Consider the following 17,703-nt stretch of genomic DNA (forward strand, 5'->3'; position numbering starts at 1 on the left):
CCCCCCCTTACGCCAACTGCACCTTCAGCCAGTCCGCCAGCGCCTGGGTCTCGCGCCGCCTCGCCTGCCCATGGCGCATGCACACCGACAGCGCATCATCCAGCGGCACCGTTTGCGCGAACGGTGCTACCAGCTCGCCCCTCGCCAGCATCCCTTCGGCCGTGCGCCGCCACCCCATGGCCAGGCCATGCCCGGCAACGGCAGCCTGCAGCATCAGCGAGTAGCTGTCGAAGCTCAGCGCCCTGGCCCCTTGCGGCATCGGCAGGCCATGTGCGGCCAGCCAGGTGTCCCACTCCAGCGCGTACTGCGGTACGGTCTGGTGATGCAGCAGCGTGCAACGGGCCAATGCGTCGAGTGTCAGCACGCCTCCCGGTTGGCGCGTCAGGTAGGCAGGGCTACACACCGGAAAAACTTCATCCGATGCACTGAACAATAATGGGTGCGCGCCTCGGTCGCGGTTGCTGCTTTGCATGGCCACGTCGAAATAGCCGTCGAACTCAGCCAGCGGGCGCATGAGCGTGGTGACCTTGAGCTCGATCTCCGGGTGTTGCTGGTGAAAGCTCGACAACCTCGGCATCAGCCAATGGAAGCTTTCGCACATCTGGCACAGCAACACCACCTGATTCACCCCGGCAACGCCGCGCAAACGGTCCGCCTCGTTGGCCAGTTCGCTCAACGCATTACCCAGGGTATAGGCCAGACTGCGCCCGGACTCGGTCAGGTGAACACCCCGGTTACGTCGCTCGAACAGCACCACCCCAAGGTCCGCCTCCAGCGCACGAATCTGCCGGCTCACTGCGGCCTGCGTGATATGCAGCTCCTGCGCCGCCCGCGAGACACTGCCCAGCCTGGCAGTCGCCTCGAAGGGCAGCAACGCCGCCAATGGCGGAAGTGAGCGACCCAGCTTATTCATTACCTGTAGTCAACCATGTGAGCCAAAAGATCATTTGTAGCACAAGCCCCTCCTGCGCAGCATGAGCACATCGTCAACAACAGCAGAGGCCCCATGCAATGAACGCGATCGCGGACTACCGCAACTTCCCGCTCATCAGCCCCCTTAACAGCGCCCAAATCGCCCCCGGCGGTATCACGGTGACCTGGGCCGACGGCCGTGTCAGCCCCTTCCACAACCTCTGGCTGCGCGACAACTGCCCTTGCAGCGAATGCGTGTACAGCGTTACTCGCGAGCAAGTGTTCCAAGTCGCGGACGTGCCGGAAGACATCCAGCTCCAGGCCGTAGCCATCGCCGCGGACGGGCGCCTGTCGCTGCACTGGGACGACGGTCATGCCAGCACTTTCGACCCCGGCTGGCTGCGTGCCCACGCCTATGACCCGCAGAGCCTGGCCGAACGCGACGCGGCCAAGCCGCGCAAGCAGCGCTGGCTGGCCGCCCTGGCACTGCCGGTGTTCGACTACCACGCTGTGATGCACGACGACTCGGCGCTCCTGCAATGGCTGCTGGCCGTGCGAGACATCGGCCTGACCCAGTTGCAGGGCGTGCCCACCGAGCCGGGTACCCTGCTGGGCCTGGCCAAGCGCATTTCTTTCGTACGCGAAAGCAACTTCGGCGTGCTGTTCGATGTACGTTCCAAGGCCGACGCCGACAGCAACGCCTACACCGCTTTCAACCTGCCGCTGCACACCGACCTGCCGACCCGCGAGCTGCAACCAGGGTTGCAGTTCCTGCATTGCCTGGTGAACGACGCCGCAGGTGGCGAAAACACCTTCGTCGACGGATTTGCCATCGCCGAGACGCTGCGCGTCGAAGCCCCACACGCCTACCGGATGCTGTGCCAGACCCCGGTGGAGTTTCGCAACAAGGACCGCCACAGCGACTACCGCTGCACCGCGCCTGTGATCGCCCTGGACTGCCAGGACGAGGTACAGGAGATTCGCCTGGCGAACTTCCTACGCGCGCCGTTGCAGTTGCCCGCCGACGTGATGCCCGACTATTACCTGGCCTATCGACGCTTCATGCAGATGACCCGTGAGCCACGCTTTCGCGTGACCCAACGGTTGCAGGCCGGACAGTTGTGGTGCTTCGACAATCGCCGGGTGCTGCATGCCCGCGAAGCGTTCGATCCGGCCAGCGGGGCGCGGCATTTCCAAGGCTGTTATGTGGACCGAGATGAATTGTTGTCGCGGGTACTGGTGTTGCAGAGGTAGCGCTTTAACGGCAACGAAAGAGGTCGGCAGGCCTCTTTCCCAGACCTCTTTAAATCGGCGTCTTGAGCGGCATGGCGGCCTGCAATCGAGGCGTATCGGATCGCAACAAGGCGCGTGGCAACCTGAACCCCTTGAACGGTTGCTGGGTAATCGGGTTGAAGGCTTTCTCCGAGTTCAGGCGATAGCGCATCACCCCATCTCCGGTCTTGAAGCTCAGGTCGACACTGGTGGCGGTACGACCGTTTAGCGAGCCTCGGCTGAACAAGCGGTACATTGACCACGGGCCACGGTACTCCAGGCTGCTGCTGTTGCCGTTGAGCCGGAGTAAGGTCAGATTGCTGCGTACCTGCTGGCCCAGGGTGTTCGGCCAGACGATACCTGTGATCTGGCGAGGGCCATGGGTGTAGGAAATCAGTTGGCCATCCAGGTCCAGCAAGCTGGTGCGCTGGTTGGCGCTTAGCCCCAGCGGCTCGATACTGAACTGCACATTGAGGTTGCCACGCTGATCGAAGAAGGTTTCGCGGATACGGTCTGCGCCAGCCAGTTGTTCGATGACTTCCGGGCGAATCAACGACCCGCCCTGTGCATCGCTGCGCAGCGCGTCCAGGTTGTCGCCGAGGAAAACCTTCAGGTACTGGGCCTGAAATTGCTGGAGCCGACCTTTTGGGCCGAAGAAAGCTTCAAAATCTTCCAGAGAGGCATCGGGTGCTTGGGCAACGAAGGGATAACGCCCTGCCAGGCGTTGCTGAAAGAAGCTGTACACCTCGACATCCCAGCGGCGCTCCAACTCCCTGAGCGCTTTGATATTGAGCACCAGAGCGGTTTGCTCGGCCAGCTTCCTGACCTGCTGGCGAACGGGCTCGGGGAGGCCGCTGGCGACACGTTGCAGGGTGCCTATCGGGTCGGGGCCGGTCATCGAGAAACGCTGGAGCACTGCTTGCAAGGCAGCTCTGCCAGGGTCGGAGCTGTCCTGCACAGCCTTGGCATAGTCATGCACGGCGACGATTGCGCCGAGGGTTTCATCGTAGTAACTGGGCTTGTCGCCCTCTGCCTCGAGCATGCTGCCCAGCCCCAGGAACGCACGACGAATACCCAGCGCCTGTTGCTGGTCCGGCGTATCGACTTGCACCTCAACAAGCGCACTTGCGTCCAACCCTCGTCCTGCCGGCACCACAGGGAGCATGAAGGTGTTCTCCCGCACGGTCTCCAACAACCGATGCAACGGAGCCGCGGGGCCGGTCAGTTGCTCAAGGATCGAGACGCCATGGTTCAAGTCATTGAAGTCGGCAATGGCGAAGGCGTTCAGGGCACGCCGCCAGCTGTTGATGTAGTCAGCGCCGTACAACGTGCGAATGCTCTGCGCCAGCGCTTCGCGGTCGGCATCCGAGTAATCCAGGTGCTCCCGCTCCCCCAACGCCCACTGATCGATCATGGCCATGTCGGCGAAGTGCTGGCTACGGGGTTCGAAGTGCTCCTTGAAGCCCTTGGCCGTGAGCAACGGAGCCAACCAGGTGCCGTCATCGTCGTGGACCGACCGGTAGACCACATCGAATGCAGGGCCCACTTGGTTGCGGATATTCAACCCCGCATGCAGTTGCTCGTCAGCCCGCTGCTTGATGCTCGCGTACACGCGCTGCGCCATGGGTACCTTGCGCAACAGCGCCTGGACATCCTCGACTTGCTGGCGGTACTGAGGCAGGTCGGTGTCCGCATAAGCCAAGGCATATTTGAGATGCCGCATCAGGTCGCGTTGCAGTTGCCCCTGTCCGGGGTAGGCGACCTGCCACCGCTCGGCCATCCATGCCTCGACCAGCTCAGGCCGGCGGTTTGTGCGATCTTCGAGCATGCGCAAGACCCGCAGCGCGGCCATCTGCTGCTCACTGCCGGCGGGTGCAGCGTTCATTGCGTCGACCACGCCACTGGCCAGGGCGGGGAGGAAGCGTCGGGACAGCAGGCTCAGGTATGCCTGGTCGACCATCGGTCCAATGGCACGTCCCTGATAAAGACCAAAGTCGGCCAGCAGCGGCCACGCGCTACGGTAGTCACCATAGACGGAAACGGCGTCACGAATCTGCTCCAACGGCCCCAGCAGGTTTCGCCCGGTGGGGTCCAGGCGCTGGTCCACTTCTTGATGCCGGTACTCCCGGCTCTTGGTCAGCACACTCGCGGCCTTGGCTTGATTGATATCGAAATAGCGGTGCCAGGCAGTCACCGCGACCGCGAGCATCAGCACGCCTGCTGCCGAACTGGCCCACAATAGCTGGCGCTTATGCCGCGCTACCTTGATGTTGTCTGCGGCCAGGCCCGCCTCTCGATAGATGACCCGCTGGAAAACCTGTTGTGCGAAATAGACCAGGTTCTTGCCTTGCGGCTTGCTTTCTCGCAAGGGCGGTTGGGTTTCATAAGGCTGCGCCGCCTCGCGAATGAACGCATTACTGATCTGACCGTGCTGCAGCACCGAGGACCAGTACACCCCTCGCACCAGGGCGGGCGTGGTCAACCGGTCGCTTGCAAGGGTTTCGCGTAGAAAAGACATCAGTGCCGGCCGCAACCCTGTCAGTTGAGCGTGCAAGGTGACCAGGCGCTCGCGCTCTCGGGGCAGGCTTGCTTGACTCAGGCGCTCCAGCACCTGCTCGTACAGCGCCCCGGTCAAGCGGTCATAGTGCTCGGCGCATTCGTCCAACCAGGCATCGAAGGTAGCGACGGGATCCAGCTTGAAGGTAAAGCCCAGTACCCGCTCCCGCTCAGCGACAGTAAGACGCGCAAAGCACTGGTCGAAACCGTCGAGCAGATCGAACTTGCTCAGTATCACGTACAACGGCAGACGGGCGCCCAACTGGCTGCTCACTTCATGCAACCGGGTTCTCAGGACATGGGCGAGCGCCATACGCTGGTCGGGCGCAGCGTGCGCCAGAGCAGGTAGATCGACAACCAGCAGCACTCCATTGAGTGCTCTGCGGCTACGATTGCGGGCCAGCCATCCAAGCAAGTGCAGCCATAGCCTGGCCGGTGCGCCACTGGGCACTTCGAATGCCCGATTGCCCGCTCGCTCCACGGTATCGCTGCTCGAAACGTCCTGTTCGATAAAGGCACCAGGCGGATCGATGATGACGGCATCGTCACCGACCCACCATCTCACCGGATAAGCACCTTCAACGACCTGGCCAGAGCGCATCTGATTGCTGGCGGTACGGGTCAGGGAAAACCGCTGGTTCGAACGACTGATGAAAGTGCTCTTGCCAGCGCTCTGCGCCCCCAGCACCAGGTACCAGGGCGCGCCATAGAGCGCCCGGCGCCCGCCAGCATTGTCGAGATAATCTGCCAGACCACGATTCAGCGCGGTCTCTTGGGCTTGTATGAGCGACCGGCATGGGTCCCTTTCGATCTCGGCGCGCTGTCGACGCTCAGCCTGAAGCCGGTGAAGGCGCATACGTAATACCAGCAACCAGCAAAGCAGCGGCACCAGCACCAGCAGCAGGCTGACAATACCCCGGTGTGCCACGCTGGCCAAAGGTTGCTGACCACGCCAGGCCCATTGCGGGCCAAGCCACCAGATGGCAACGAGCACCAACACCGCTGCCAGCCCAAGTAGCAGCGGCAGGGCCACTCCTGGGTGCATGGCCCGCGAAACGCCCAAGCGCCTCAATAGTTTCAGGAATTGACTCATCAGGGCTCCTAGTCCTTGTCAGGTTCGATCTGTATCGCGGCAGCTCCGTGCTGCCCAAGCCTCTGAAATGTCTCGGGTTCCCAGGCATCCGCCGCTGTATGCCGCATGGTCTGGGCAACACTGCTGCAGAGGTCCCGGGCAAGCCAGGAAACGCCTCGAGTGGCAAGCAGGTCCGCTGCGATCAACGTGGTATGGCAACGCTCACGGGGTGAGCGACATTCCGCGTACAAGCCCTGCAACGTCAGTAGCACCGGCTCGATACCCTCAGCGTCCAACTGGTTCGCCAGAGCGTCGTGCAGGCTACTGAACTCCTGGGCTTGCGCCGCTTCGGTGGGCTGGCCGTCGTGTCCCCTCAGCCAGGCCAGGCACTGCTCATCGACGAAGGCCGTGCCATCGCTGAAACACAGCTGCTGCAAAGCCGGTAGGCGCCGCACGAAACGCGAGGTTGCCGCACGAATCCCTTCGGCGACTTCCCCCATCGCCAAATGCGTGGCCATGTTCGCTGCCAGGAAACTGCCGCGAATCCAATAGGGTGAGGCTGTTACGCTTTTTTCCACCCGCTGCAGCAAGACCGGGTCAATGGCCCTGCTGGCAATCGCCTCTTCGTATCCAGTCGCGATATCTGCAGGAACTGCCATCAACTCGGTACGGTGCGCCTGCCCCGCTGCAGGCGCCGATGTAATGTGCGCCCACATGCCAAAACGCCGTAGTTGGTAGCCGGTCGGATCATAGAGGTCTTGCTGGTTGAGGAACTCGGCCATGCCCAGCACGGCACGCCGGGTCTCGCGCTCGTTGCCCAGCGACACACCCGACACGCTTGGCGTAAAGGCCTCGGCCAAGGGTGCGGCAACCACCTTGGGCGAAGCGGTCGCGCTTGCCTGCGCCTGTACCGCGCCCATGGCCTCCTTCGACTGCTTCAGCAACAGGTGCTCCAGCTCCGCCACCAGTGCTGCGTCCAGTTTCGCCAATGCCACCTGCTGCTGCAGGCATGACAGCGCCTGCTGGGCGACAGCGTCACGGTCGGCGGTGTAGCTGAACCGGTCGAGCCTGGGCAAGGTGTCGAGCAGGCGCTTTAGCACCCGCTCGATCAGCTTGCGCTTGCCGGGATAACCCTTGGCGCCAGGCGTGGGATATGCCGTCTCCCAGTAGCGCTCCACCATTCCAGCCAGCAGTGCCAGCGTGAACCCCCAGTTTTCCCAACTGCCGCCACGCAACCAGGCGACACTCAGGTGCCCGACGATTCGCAACTGCTTGCATTGTCGGGTCAGGTAGTGGCGCGACGCTTCCTCGATGTAGAGCCAGTCGATAGACGACTCTTGAAGACCCCCGAGCTTGACCATCTCCTGGTCAACGGCCTGATAGGTTTCATCCTCGATATCGAACAAGCCCGCCGGGCTTTGCGGATCGATAGGGGCCAACAACCGAGCGATTTCCTCCGCCGAGACCGGCGTTACCAGCGACATGCCGAACGCGCCTGGTCAATCAATGGGTCGAGGCCCTGGGCATCGAAGGTCAGCCCGTCGAGCGTGGGGTCATCACTCCCCACATGGATGCGATGAGCACCCATCAGTACCTTGATCTTCTCGATGGCAGGCAGGCCTCGGCCAGCATCGAGCACCTGGCCGTTCTCCATCACCTGCCACGGCACCGACCTCGTTGCCCTGTGCTCTGTGCGCAGCTGTATGGCCACCCGTCCTGCTTCGATGGGCTGGCCGGTGAACAACTGCAACCTTGAGATATTTTCGATGCAACTGATGGCGAGGTATGGGCGCGGCTCTGGCGCGGCTATCGCGGGGGCGGAAATCACCAGACGCCTCAGTCCCCCATCGGCGCTGCCCTGCTCGCTGATGCGGAAGGCCAGGTCGTCAGGAGAGCGAAGGCCCTCGCTGGCCATCACGCTCAATAAGCTTGGAGCCCCCTGTTCGGCTGCAGACCAGGTTGCCCTTGGGGCGTGAGCAGGTGTCCCGGCAGCCTGGTCGAAACAGGCCAGACGCTCGAGGTTCGACACGATTCGCGGGCAATCCCGAAGGGGGCTGGCCAACACCTGCCCCAGATACAACAACAACGACAATCCAGTGCCATAGGCGTAACGGGTAATCACCGAAAGTCCACCCTTTTCCATTTGTACAGGCGCCCTTGAACGTGCGTGCAACTGCATGAACGAATGCAGGGGAGCTACGTTGAATGAAAGGACCACCGCGAAAGCCAGCGAGAGAGTAGTACACACAAATAACGCTATACAAATAAATATTCACTTACACTTTCAGGCTCGACCAAAAAGCTCTTCAACACGCACTTTAAAAAGAGACGAGCTCACGAAAACAACACCACGTTTATTTCACTACGCACTTTTAGAGAAACTTCCTACAAACTTAAAACCTCGAGACTACCAATATCTCGAAAACCCGCTGCAGCGAGGAGTAATGGATGTCAAGGAATACAGGCTCTGTAGCACCCAAAGAGCGCATCAATATCAAGTACGTACCTGCCACGGGCAAAGAACAGGCCGAGGTAGAGCTGCCCCACAAGATGCTGGTGATGGGCGATTTCGGCCTGCAGGAAAGCCGCGCCCTGGAGGACCGCCAGGTCATGCGTATCGACAAGCACAGCTTCGACAATGTGCTGAAGGACGCCGAGGTCACCCTGGACATGTCGGTGCCCTCCGTACTTGGCAACGCAGCGGATGCAGAGCTGGGGGTGAACCTAAGGTTCGCCTCGATCAATGACTTCGGCCCGGACCAGATAGCTCGGCAAGTGCCCGAGCTGCGCAAGCTGCTGGAGCTACGCGAGGCCCTGGTCGCGCTGAAAGGCCCGCTGGGCAACGCCCCGGCGTTTCGCAAGCAGCTGCAGCAGTTGCTCACCGATGCCCCGTCCCGCAAGCAGCTCGCCGAAGAGCTGGACCTGCTGCTCGACGCCCCCAAAGCAGACTAGGACAACGGAGGTCCCCAATGCCTACTCGCAACACCACGACCCTTGATACCCAGGCCACGACACAGATCGCGGGCAACACACTGCTCGACCAGGTCATGGCCGAAACCATGTTGGTACCCTCCCAGGAAGGCTATCAAGTTGCCAAAAAAGGAGTGGCGGCTTTCATTTCCGAGATCCTAAAAAGCAATGACCCAGATCAACGAATCAACAAACATCGTGTCGATCAGATGATTGCCGAAGTTGATCGAGCGCTCAGCAGGCAGATGGACGTCATTCTCCATCAACCCGACTTCCAACAGTTGGAATCCGCCTGGCGCGGCTTGAAGCTGTTGGTCGATCGCACGGACTTTCGCGAAAACATAAAGCTCGAAGTTCTGCACGTCAGCAAGGAAGACTTGTTCGACGACTTCGAAAACGCCGCCGACGTCACCAGCAGCGGGCTATATAAACATGTTTATACTGCAGGTTATGGCCAGTTTGGTGGCGAGCCCGTCGCAGCCATGGTCGGCAACTACAACTTTGGTCCCTCCTCCCCCGATATCAAACTGCTCAGTTACATGGCATCGGTGGGCGCAATGTCCCATGCGCCGTTCATCACCGCACCTGCGCCCGAATTCTTTAACCTGAGTAGTTTCGAAGCACTGCCGAACCTGAAGGAAATCAAGGACATCTTCGCCGGCCCACGCCATGCCAAATGGCGTGCCTTCCGCGACAGCGAGGACGCTCGCCACATCGCGCTGGTCGGGCCACGATTCATGCTCCGCAGCGCCTATCACCATCAGGAACAGCCCGTCGCAAGCTTCAACTACGACGAAAACATCGACGGCCAACATCAGCATTATCTGTGGGGTAACTCGGCGTTCTTGCTGGCCAGTTGCATCAATGAGAGCTTCGCACGCTACCGCTGGTGCCCGAACATCATCGGCCCGCAATCCGGTGGTGCCGTTGAAGACCTACCGGTTCACTTGTACGAGTCGCTTGGGCAGTTGCAAGCCAAGATTCCAACCGAGGTATTGATTTCCGACCGCAAGGAATTCGAGCTGGCCGAGGAAGGCTTCATCGCACTGACCATGCGCAAGGACAGCGACAACGCCACGTTCTTTTCGGCCAACTCGGTGCAAAGGCCCAAGGCGTTCCCCCGAACCCCGGAAGGACAGCAAGCGCAAACCAACTACAAGCTGGGTACGCAGCTGCCCTATCTGTTCATCGTCAACCGCCTGGCCCACTACATCAAAGTGCTTCAGCGCGAACAGATCGGCAGTTGGAAGGAGCGCCGCGACCTGGAGTCCGAACTCAACAAATGGATCAAGCAGTATGTCGCCGACCAGGAAAACCCCTCGGCCGACGTGCGCAGCCGTCGCCCGCTCAGGGCCGCGAAGATAGAGGTCTCGGACGTGGCCGGGGACCCGGGCTGGTATCAGGTCTCGCTCGCCGTACGGCCACACTTCAAGTACATGGGGGCGAACTTCGAGATCTCTCTGGTCGGTCGCCTCGATAACCAATGAGCAGTCTTTTCGAGCGGCTGACAATGCCCCATTCGATGCGGCGTGATCGCTCTCGGCATGCCGCACCGGGACAACGCATCGAGGAGATCAAGCGCCACCTCGAGACATTGCTCAACACCCGCCAGGGTTGCTCGCAGAGCAGCCCTGAGCTGGGCCTGCGCGACTTCAACGGGCACGACCTTGGCAGCGGCGACTTGCTCAAGCACATCAGTTCCGACATTCGCCGCACCATTCAACGCTTCGAGCCACGGATAGAGGTTCACGCGCTGAAGGCTTTGCCAGATGCCAACACGCCCCTGGAGTTGCACTTGCGCCTGGAGTGCCGGATGCGCGTCGAGAACCACATCGAGCAGCTTGAGATCGAGCTCTTGGTCAACAGCCACAATCGCTATACCCGAGTGAGATGAACCATGTCGTTGAAAGACCGCTTCAGCGAAGAACTTCGCTATCTGCGCGAGCTGGGTCGCGATTTCACCCACGACAACCCGCAGCTTGTCCAGTTTCTCGGCACAGACAGCAGCGACCCTGATGTCGAGCGGCTGCTGGAGGGTTTTGCCTTCCTGACTGCCAAGCTGCGGCTCAAGCTCGAAGATGATCTGCCGGAACTGACGCATACCATGCTGCAGATGCTCTGGCCCAACTACCTTCGGCCGCTGCCCAGCGCCACGATCATTCAGTTCTCCCCTCTGAAACAGTCGCTCAGTCAGTCGCACAGCGTGCCCAAGGGCTCGCGCCTGTTCTCCAGGCCAGTGGACGGCATCGTCTGCGAGTACCGCACCTGCACCGAAGTAAAACTGCACCCCTTCGCCCTGGGAGAGGTCACTTCGACCCAAACCCTCGACAGTTCGTTGGTATGCATGAACCTCGTGCCGCAGGTTCAACGCCCATTGAATGCCCTGGGCTGTGAAAGCCTGGCAGTCCACCTCAGCGGCGAAGATCGCTGCGCTCGCACCCTCTACCTCTGGCTTGCGCAGTACCTGAAGCACATCGATGTGGTCATCGACGGCGAAGTTCGTCGGCTGCCAGCCAGCAACGTTGCATTTCCTGGTTTCAGCCCTGACGAGGCCTTGCTGCCCTACCCACAGAATGTCTTCGACGGGTACCGGATTCTGCAGGAGTACTTCGTATTCCCACAGCGCTTCCACTTCTTCGAGCTGACCAACCTGGGCCGATTGTGGCCCGCCCATGAAAGCCGGAATGTCCGGATCGAATTCCACTTCAGCCGCCCGCTTCCCGATGCCCTGCGCGTCGCGGCGAGTGACTTCAGCCTGTTCTGTAGCCCAGCGGTCAACCTGTTCACGCACGGTGCCGAACCCATCGATCTGTCCGGCCATACCGAACAAGTCACCCTGACGCCCAGCGGTCGGCAGCCGCACGCCTACGAAATATTCAGTGTCGACCAGGTCGTCAGCACACGAACAACGGCTGATGGCAGCCCTGGCGAAGCACTGCGCACCTTCCGTCCCTTCGAGTCGTTTGCCCATGAGATCGAGCACATACAGGGACGCACCGCCCTGTACTACCGCTGCCGGGTGGAAGCGTCGCTGCGCGGCGATGGCGTTATTCACCGCATAGGTTTCGTGCGTGCCGATGAAAGCACCTATATCGGCGCTCTGGAGACCGCCTCCATCGACCTGACCTGCACCAATCGCGACCTACCGCAGGCCCTGGGCATCGGTGATATCGACGTGGTCACCGAAGCCAGCCCGCCGCTGGCAAGCTACCGCAACATTTGCCTACCGACCCGCGCCTATCGACCGGTGCTCGATGGCCAATTGCAGTGGTCGCTGATCTCCAACCTGTCACTCAACTACCTGTCGCTATTGTCGGCGGACCCCCTCAAGGCGGTGATCGGCGCCTACGACTTCGCGGCGCTGCATGACATCCAGCAAGCCCGTGCCACACGCAAGCGCCTGAGCGGCATCGGAGAGGTACACACCGAGCCACTGGACTGGCTGATCAAAGGGCTACCCATTCGCGGCCTGCACACCCGACTGAAACTCGACCAGGACGCCTTTCTCTGCGAAGGCGACCTCTACCTGTTCGGCTGCGTGCTCGCACACTTCCTCGCTCTTTACGCCAGCATCAATTCCTTCCATCGACTGGAAGTGATCAACACCACCAACAACGAGCACTACACATGGCCATTGCTGACCGGCAGACAGCCGCTGATCTAGCCGACACCCTGTTTGCCGAGGCGCACTTGCACAACTTCTTCCAGTTGCTGGAAAGGCTGCATACGCTACACGGTGACGACCTGGAACCACGTTGGCCAAGCGCTGCCACGCGCCGACGAGTGCGCCTTGCCAGTGATCCACGCTTGAGCTTCCCGGCCTCGGATGTGCTGAAGGCCGAGCGTCTCTCGCCGCTGCCGGAAGGCGCCGGGCATGACCGCTACCGCGTCTGCACCACGTTTCTTGGCCTGCACGGTACTGACTCGCCGCTACCGACCTACTACCTGGAGCAATTGGCTTACGACCATGCGCAAGGCATTGGCATGCGCCCTGCGTTCTTCGACTTTTTCAACCACTACTTGCTATGCCTGTTGCATCGCATCTGGCGCAAGTATCGCTACTACATCCGCTTCCAGGCAGGCGCCAACGACCAGTTTTCACAATACGTGTTCGCACTGATAGGCCTGAACAACCGGCAATTGCGAGGCGACACGGCGCTACCCTGGAGCCGCCTGCTCAGCTTTGCCGGCGTCATCGCCAGCCGCAGTCGAGCGCCCGGTACGGTCGCGGGCATCATCGCCCACTGCTTCGACCTGAAGCAGGTGCAGATCCGTGAGTTCGAAACACGCTCGGTGCCCATGGTCAGCGAGCAGACCACCCGTCTCGGCCAGGCTAACGGTTGCCTGGGTCACTCATTCATGGTCGGCGAGCGCACACGCACCCGCAGCAGCAAATTCACTCTCCTGATTAGCGACCTGGACCAGGCGCAACTACGCGACCTGCTGCCCAGTAGCATCGGTTTCGGCCGATTGCGGGCACTGATCGACTTTTTGCTTCGCGACGGCATGGCCTACGACCTGGAGTTGCGCCTCAAACGGCATGCGCTGTCGCCCTTTTGCCTGCATCGAAGCCAAGGCGCTCACCTGGGCTGGACCAGCTTTGTCGACGACCAGCAGGGTATGAGCCGTCCTGTCGTACGTATTCGAGGGCGAGCATGAATACCGTGACCCTGAATATTGCCAACCTCGACGCGCTGCAACATGGAGTGCGCCCCCGGCACCAGTTCGACCGCAAAGGTGGAACCATTGGCAGCCAAGGTGCCGATTGGCTGCTCGAGGACCGTGACCGCCGCATTGCGCCGATCCACTGTGAAATCCGTTGGCTGGAAGGCAGCTTTTGCGCCATCGATCGCTGCAACCGGACCTACCTCAATCACGGCTCGCCAAGCCTCGGGGAGAGTACTCCGGTACGGCTTAGGGAAGGCGATCAACTGCAAATCGGTGGCTATCGGCTACAGGTTCACTACCCCGCCGACCGCCTTGGCGAGCGAGGGCTGGAAACACTGTTCACGCCCGCCCGAGGGGTACTCGAGACACTAATAGCAGATGTCGTGGCCGATCCCTTCGATATCTCCCATGCACCTGCCCCGGCAGATATTCGTGAGGCATTCGCCAAAAGCCTGGGCCATGACCCATTGGCGGCCCTCGACGCGCAGCGACTTCCCTTGAGGGAACTGCCATGACGTTCCGCACACCGCTGGCCCTGGCATTGCTGTGGGCAATCATCGCAACCTCAGGCTGCACGTTCCTGGGCAAGATGGGCCAGGTGATCATGGACCCTTCGGTGCCCGTCGGTGCCTTGAAGGACCAACCCACTGAAGTGGCTTTCAGTCTCAACGCCAGCGCCACACTCAATGCCAACCCCAACAGCCTTGACGTGGAGCGCGAGCCCGGTGGCGCTCTGGCGCCAACCCCTTATGCCGTGAGCCTGAGTGCAGACGACCCGCGTGCCTTGACCGAAAAAGTCGGCAGCCTGCTGGCGTACCTGCAAGCGCAGTTCCCCGAGCAGCCCCTCGCGATGGAGCAAGAGGACGACTACGAAGCCCCGGCGGACGCGTCCGTGGAGGAGAGCACGCTCGGTCTCTACCAAGACCCGGCGGTGATACTGGAGCTACCCGGCCCACGCCCCCTCGCTGCAGCGCCCATAGCTACCCCCATCGCGATCAAGATCCTGCAATTACGCGATGACTCCCTGCTGCGCAACAGTACCTACCTGCTGCTGGACCAGGACCCAAAAAAAGCGCTGCGCAGCACCTATATCCGCGACGACGACTACCTGTTGTTCCCAGGCCAGTTCAAGTTCGTGCCCTTCGAACCCCTGCACGCCGACACCCGCTTCATCGCCGTGATCGCTGATTACAACAATCAGGAAGATGCCACTTGGCAGCAGATCCTGCGCATCGATCCGCGGGGCCGCCAGGTGGTGCTTTCGGTTCTGCTCGACGACACGCAGGTCCTGCTCAAGGAGGAGAGCTGATGCACGCCCATCGCCCTTCGCCGCCCCCACTTCCGTTCCAGGCAAGGAGTGCCCATGAACTCGCGTAACCCCGTGCTCTGGCCTGAGGGCCTTTTTGTAAAACCCCAACATTTCCAGCAGGCCGCACGCGCCAGCGATGCCGCCTTTCACCAGCGGTTGAGCAGCCTGAACGCCGCTTTCTTCGGCTTCAGCGAATTACAGTTGAACGACGAATACCTTTGCCTGGGCAAGGTCGCTATCACCCGCGCGCGCGGCATCATGCCGGACGGCACGGTGTTCGACATTCCAGGCGACCTGGCGCCGCCGCCCCCCCTGGAGATCGGTGCCGAGGTGTCGACCAACAGTGAGGTCTACCTTTGCCTGCCCTTGCGTACCGCTGGCGGTCGAGAGGTCAGCTGGCCCGACAACGCCGCCAATTTCCGCTACGTCGCCCAGGCACAGGAAATCAAGGACACCCACACTGCCGACGGCGACCTTGTGCAGATCGACCTGGCAGTACCCAACCTTCAGCTCAGGCTCCAGACGCAGGACAGCAGCACCTATACACGCCTCGCCCTGACCCGAATTCTGGAGCGCCGCCCTGACGGCAGCCTTCGACTGGACGAAACGTTCTACCCTACCGGCCTGAGCGTCAGTGCCGTGCCCGCGCTCAAGCGCTTTCTCGACGAAATCACCCACACCCTGCGCGAACGGGCACGCAACCTGGCTGCGCGCATCGGCTCGTCGAGCCAGTCCGGTGTCGCCGATATCCGCGACTTCAACCTGCTCCAGGCCATGAACCGCTGGTGGCCTTGCTTCCAGCATCTGGCACGCCAGCCCCAAGCACACCCCGAACAACTGTATCTCGCGATGAGCCAGGCCTGCGGCGAGCTGGTTACCTTCACCGATGAAAGCCGGCTGCCGCAGGAGTACCCGGCGTATCACCACAACGCCTTGCATGCCTCCTTCAAACCTTTGGAAGACACGCTGCGTCGCGCGCTAAGCACCGTGCTGCAGCCTCGTGCCCTGGCCCTGGCACTGGAGCACCTGCAGTACGGCGTGATGACAGCAACACTGGACGATCATCGGTTGCTCGAGCAGGCGGAGTTCATTCTCGCCGTGCGCGCCAACCTGCCACCGGAAACCCTGCGCCTGCAGTTCCCGCAAAAGGCCAAGGTCACCTCCCTGTCAGCCCTCGATGACCTCGTACCGCTGCAACTGCCGGGCATTCCGCTACGCCCCCTGCCCGTAGCCCCTAGAGAGCTGCCCTTCCACGCAGGTTTCAGCTACTTCGAACTGGACCGACGCGACGTGGCGTGGGACGCAATGAAAGGCAGCAATGGGTTTGGCTTCCATATCGCGGGGGACTTCCCAGGGCTCGAGTTGCAGTTCTGGGCGATACGGAGTGACGAAAAATGAACAACATTGCCGCAGGTGAAGGCCAGGAGAACCTACCCGGAGGGCTTTTCATGCTGAATACGAAGGGTGAGATCCGTGAGCCCCCTTCCAGCACCTCAGGCAGCAACGATGCCAACGGCTACCCCGCCGACCCAGACTTCCAACTGCGCGGCGGCTACAGCAACCCGATGGTGGACGCAGCGATGCCGCTGTTCGGCCTGGTAATGCGCCTACGCACACTGGATCAGTTGCCCCATATCGCCAACGTGCACGCACAGGTACGCAACCAGATCACCACCATCCTCGAGGAAGTGCGCCAGCACGCCTATGAGCCGGCGCACCTGCTGGCCTACTCCTACGCGCTTTGCCTGTACCTGGATGAAGCCGTGATGCACCGCCCTTGGGGCAGGAACTCGTGCTGGAGCCAGGAGCCTCTGCTGAGCATCTTCCATCACGAGACCTGGGGTGGAGAGAAGTTCTTCACGGTGCTCTCGCGGATGCTGCAAGAGCCGCAACGCTACAAGGACGTACTGGAGTTCATGTACCTGTGCCTATGCCTTGGTCTCAAGGGCAAGTACGGCATCGCGCCCAAGGGGGACGAGGCACTGCAGGCACTCACCGGCAAGTTGTACCAGGTGATTCGCGAACTACGCGGCCCACTGCCGGAACGCCTGTGCGAACCGCTTGGCGATGTAGCCCCCAGCAACTACCGGATGAACCGTCAATGGCCCTGGTGGAGCCCACTGGCGATTGGCGTGGCACTCATGACAGCAGCCTACGGCGTGTACAGCTATCGCCTGCATCGGATGACGGCCGAGGTGCTGCACTCGCTCAACGGGGTGCTGCAATAGCCGGCAAGCGAGCCCAACGACTGGACACAACGAATTAGCGAGGCTTGTGCCTCGTTGACAAGCCCATCGCTTGCGATGGCCGCGCCGCCTCGGGGTGTGCGTGTTTTATCCACATGGACGCAGGAGAATCTGCCATGCCGACACCCGCTTACATCAAGATCGAAGGCCAGACCCAGGGCAACATCACCGCTGGTGCCTTTACTCCCGACTCCGTCGGCAATGTGTTTGTCGAGGGTCACGAAGACGAGATCCTGGTACAGGAAATCAAACACCAGGTGACAGTGCCGACCGACCCACAAAGCGGTCAGCCATCAGGGCAGCGCATTCACAAGCCTTTCACCTTCACCAGCTCGCTGAACAAGGCTACACCCCTGATGTACCAGGCACTGGCCAGCGGCGAGATGCTGCCCACCGTTGAAGTGAATTGGTATCGCACGTCAACGGAAGGCAAGCAGGAGCATTTCTTCACCACCAAGCTGGAGGACGCCACCATCGTGGACATCAATACCGTCCTGCCTCATGCGCAAAACAAGGAAAACGCCGATTTCACCCAACTGATCCAAGTGTCGATGGCCTATCGCAAGATCTCCTGGACCCACATTGCCGCAGGTACCGAGGGTTCAGACGACTGGCGCAAACCGATCGTGTGACCTAGCTGGAGTGCCCGGGCTGGCTCGCCCTGCCTGGGCTTTTCAACGTCATCTGACGGCTGACAA

15 protein-coding genes are annotated in these 17,703 nt (G+C 61.2%); 11 read left to right on the forward strand and 4 right to left on the reverse strand.

Annotated features, from left to right (window positions below; translation table 11 throughout):
- Window positions 1–7 precede the first annotated feature (7 nt).
- Entirely contained in the window at window positions 8–913 is a 906-nt protein-coding gene (locus tag RAC97_RS22345) for a LysR substrate-binding domain-containing protein (protein ID WP_375101827.1), read from the reverse strand.
- Window positions 914–1,011: 98 nt separating this feature from the next.
- On the opposite strand from RAC97_RS22345, the gene RAC97_RS22350 reads away from it, so the two are divergent.
- Window positions 1,012–2,166: a gamma-butyrobetaine dioxygenase gene (locus RAC97_RS22350; RefSeq protein WP_375101828.1), complete on the forward strand. Its 1,155-nt coding sequence runs from the start codon at window positions 1,012–1,014 to the stop codon at window positions 2,164–2,166.
- A 49-nt stretch (window positions 2,167–2,215) separates the two neighbouring features.
- Here RAC97_RS22350 and tssM read toward each other — a convergent pair whose 3' ends face one another.
- Genes tssM through vasI form a run of 3 tightly spaced genes read right to left on the reverse strand, consistent with a single transcriptional unit; the run spans window position 2,216 to window position 7,991 of the window.
- Window positions 2,216–5,833 carry a type VI secretion system membrane subunit TssM gene (gene tssM, locus RAC97_RS22355; RefSeq protein WP_375101829.1) on the reverse strand — a complete coding sequence of 1,206 codons (3,618 nt, stop codon included), beginning with the start codon at window positions 5,831–5,833 and terminating at the stop codon, window positions 2,216–2,218.
- Between the two features lie 8 nt (window positions 5,834–5,841).
- Entirely contained in the window at window positions 5,842–7,296 is a 1,455-nt protein-coding gene (gene tssA, locus RAC97_RS22360) for a type VI secretion system protein TssA (RefSeq protein ID WP_375101830.1), read from the reverse strand.
- Window positions 7,284–7,991, reverse strand: a complete 708-nt coding sequence (gene vasI, locus RAC97_RS22365; RefSeq protein WP_375101831.1) for a type VI secretion system-associated protein VasI — start codon at window positions 7,989–7,991, stop codon at window positions 7,284–7,286. Before vasI ends, tssA begins: the two co-directional genes overlap by 13 nt.
- A 269-nt stretch (window positions 7,992–8,260) precedes the next feature.
- Between vasI and tssB the strand changes: the two genes are divergently transcribed.
- From tssB to RAC97_RS22415, 10 genes are all read left to right on the forward strand, one after another.
- Window positions 8,261–8,764 (forward strand): type VI secretion system contractile sheath small subunit, encoded by a 504-nt coding sequence (tssB, locus tag RAC97_RS22370; protein WP_375101832.1) that lies wholly within the window; start codon window positions 8,261–8,263, stop codon window positions 8,762–8,764.
- A 17-nt stretch (window positions 8,765–8,781) separates the two neighbouring features.
- The gene (gene tssC / locus RAC97_RS22375; RefSeq protein WP_375101833.1) at window positions 8,782–10,269 is read left to right on the forward strand and encodes a type VI secretion system contractile sheath large subunit; all 1,488 of its coding nucleotides are present in this window, start codon (window positions 8,782–8,784) and stop codon (window positions 10,267–10,269) included.
- A complete protein-coding gene (gene tssE, locus RAC97_RS22380) occupies window positions 10,266–10,676 on the forward strand; it encodes a type VI secretion system baseplate subunit TssE (protein WP_375101834.1) in 411 nt (136 codons plus the stop codon). The genes tssC and tssE overlap by 4 nt, the downstream gene beginning before the upstream one ends.
- Before the next feature lie 3 nt (window positions 10,677–10,679).
- A complete protein-coding gene (tssF, locus tag RAC97_RS22385) occupies window positions 10,680–12,446 on the forward strand; it encodes a type VI secretion system baseplate subunit TssF (RefSeq protein ID WP_375101835.1) in 1,767 nt (588 codons plus the stop codon).
- A complete protein-coding gene (gene tssG / locus RAC97_RS22390) occupies window positions 12,410–13,441 on the forward strand; it encodes a type VI secretion system baseplate subunit TssG (protein ID WP_375101836.1) in 1,032 nt (343 codons plus the stop codon). Before tssF ends, tssG begins: the two co-directional genes overlap by 37 nt.
- Window positions 13,438–13,965: an FHA domain-containing protein gene (locus tag RAC97_RS22395; RefSeq protein WP_375101837.1), complete on the forward strand. Its 528-nt coding sequence runs from the start codon at window positions 13,438–13,440 to the stop codon at window positions 13,963–13,965. Before tssG ends, RAC97_RS22395 begins: the two co-directional genes overlap by 4 nt.
- The gene (gene tssJ / locus RAC97_RS22400; RefSeq protein WP_375101838.1) at window positions 13,962–14,759 is read left to right on the forward strand and encodes a type VI secretion system lipoprotein TssJ; all 798 of its coding nucleotides are present in this window, start codon (window positions 13,962–13,964) and stop codon (window positions 14,757–14,759) included. Before RAC97_RS22395 ends, tssJ begins: the two co-directional genes overlap by 4 nt.
- Window positions 14,760–14,813: 54 nt before the next feature.
- Window positions 14,814–16,157: a type VI secretion system baseplate subunit TssK gene (gene tssK, locus RAC97_RS22405; RefSeq protein ID WP_375101839.1), complete on the forward strand. Its 1,344-nt coding sequence runs from the start codon at window positions 14,814–14,816 to the stop codon at window positions 16,155–16,157.
- Window positions 16,158–16,207: 50 nt separating this feature from the next.
- Window positions 16,208–16,987 (forward strand): type IVB secretion system protein IcmH/DotU, encoded by a 780-nt coding sequence (gene icmH / locus RAC97_RS22410; protein ID WP_375101840.1) that lies wholly within the window; start codon window positions 16,208–16,210, stop codon window positions 16,985–16,987.
- Between the two features lie 134 nt (window positions 16,988–17,121).
- Complete coding sequence (locus RAC97_RS22415) at window positions 17,122–17,637, forward strand: Hcp family type VI secretion system effector (RefSeq protein ID WP_375101841.1); 516 nt, start codon at window positions 17,122–17,124, stop codon at window positions 17,635–17,637.
- Window positions 17,638–17,703: the final 66 nt, after the last annotated feature.

Source organism: Pseudomonas sp. LS_2 (assembly GCF_042709235.1).
Classification (GTDB): domain Bacteria; phylum Pseudomonadota; class Gammaproteobacteria; order Pseudomonadales; family Pseudomonadaceae; genus Aquipseudomonas.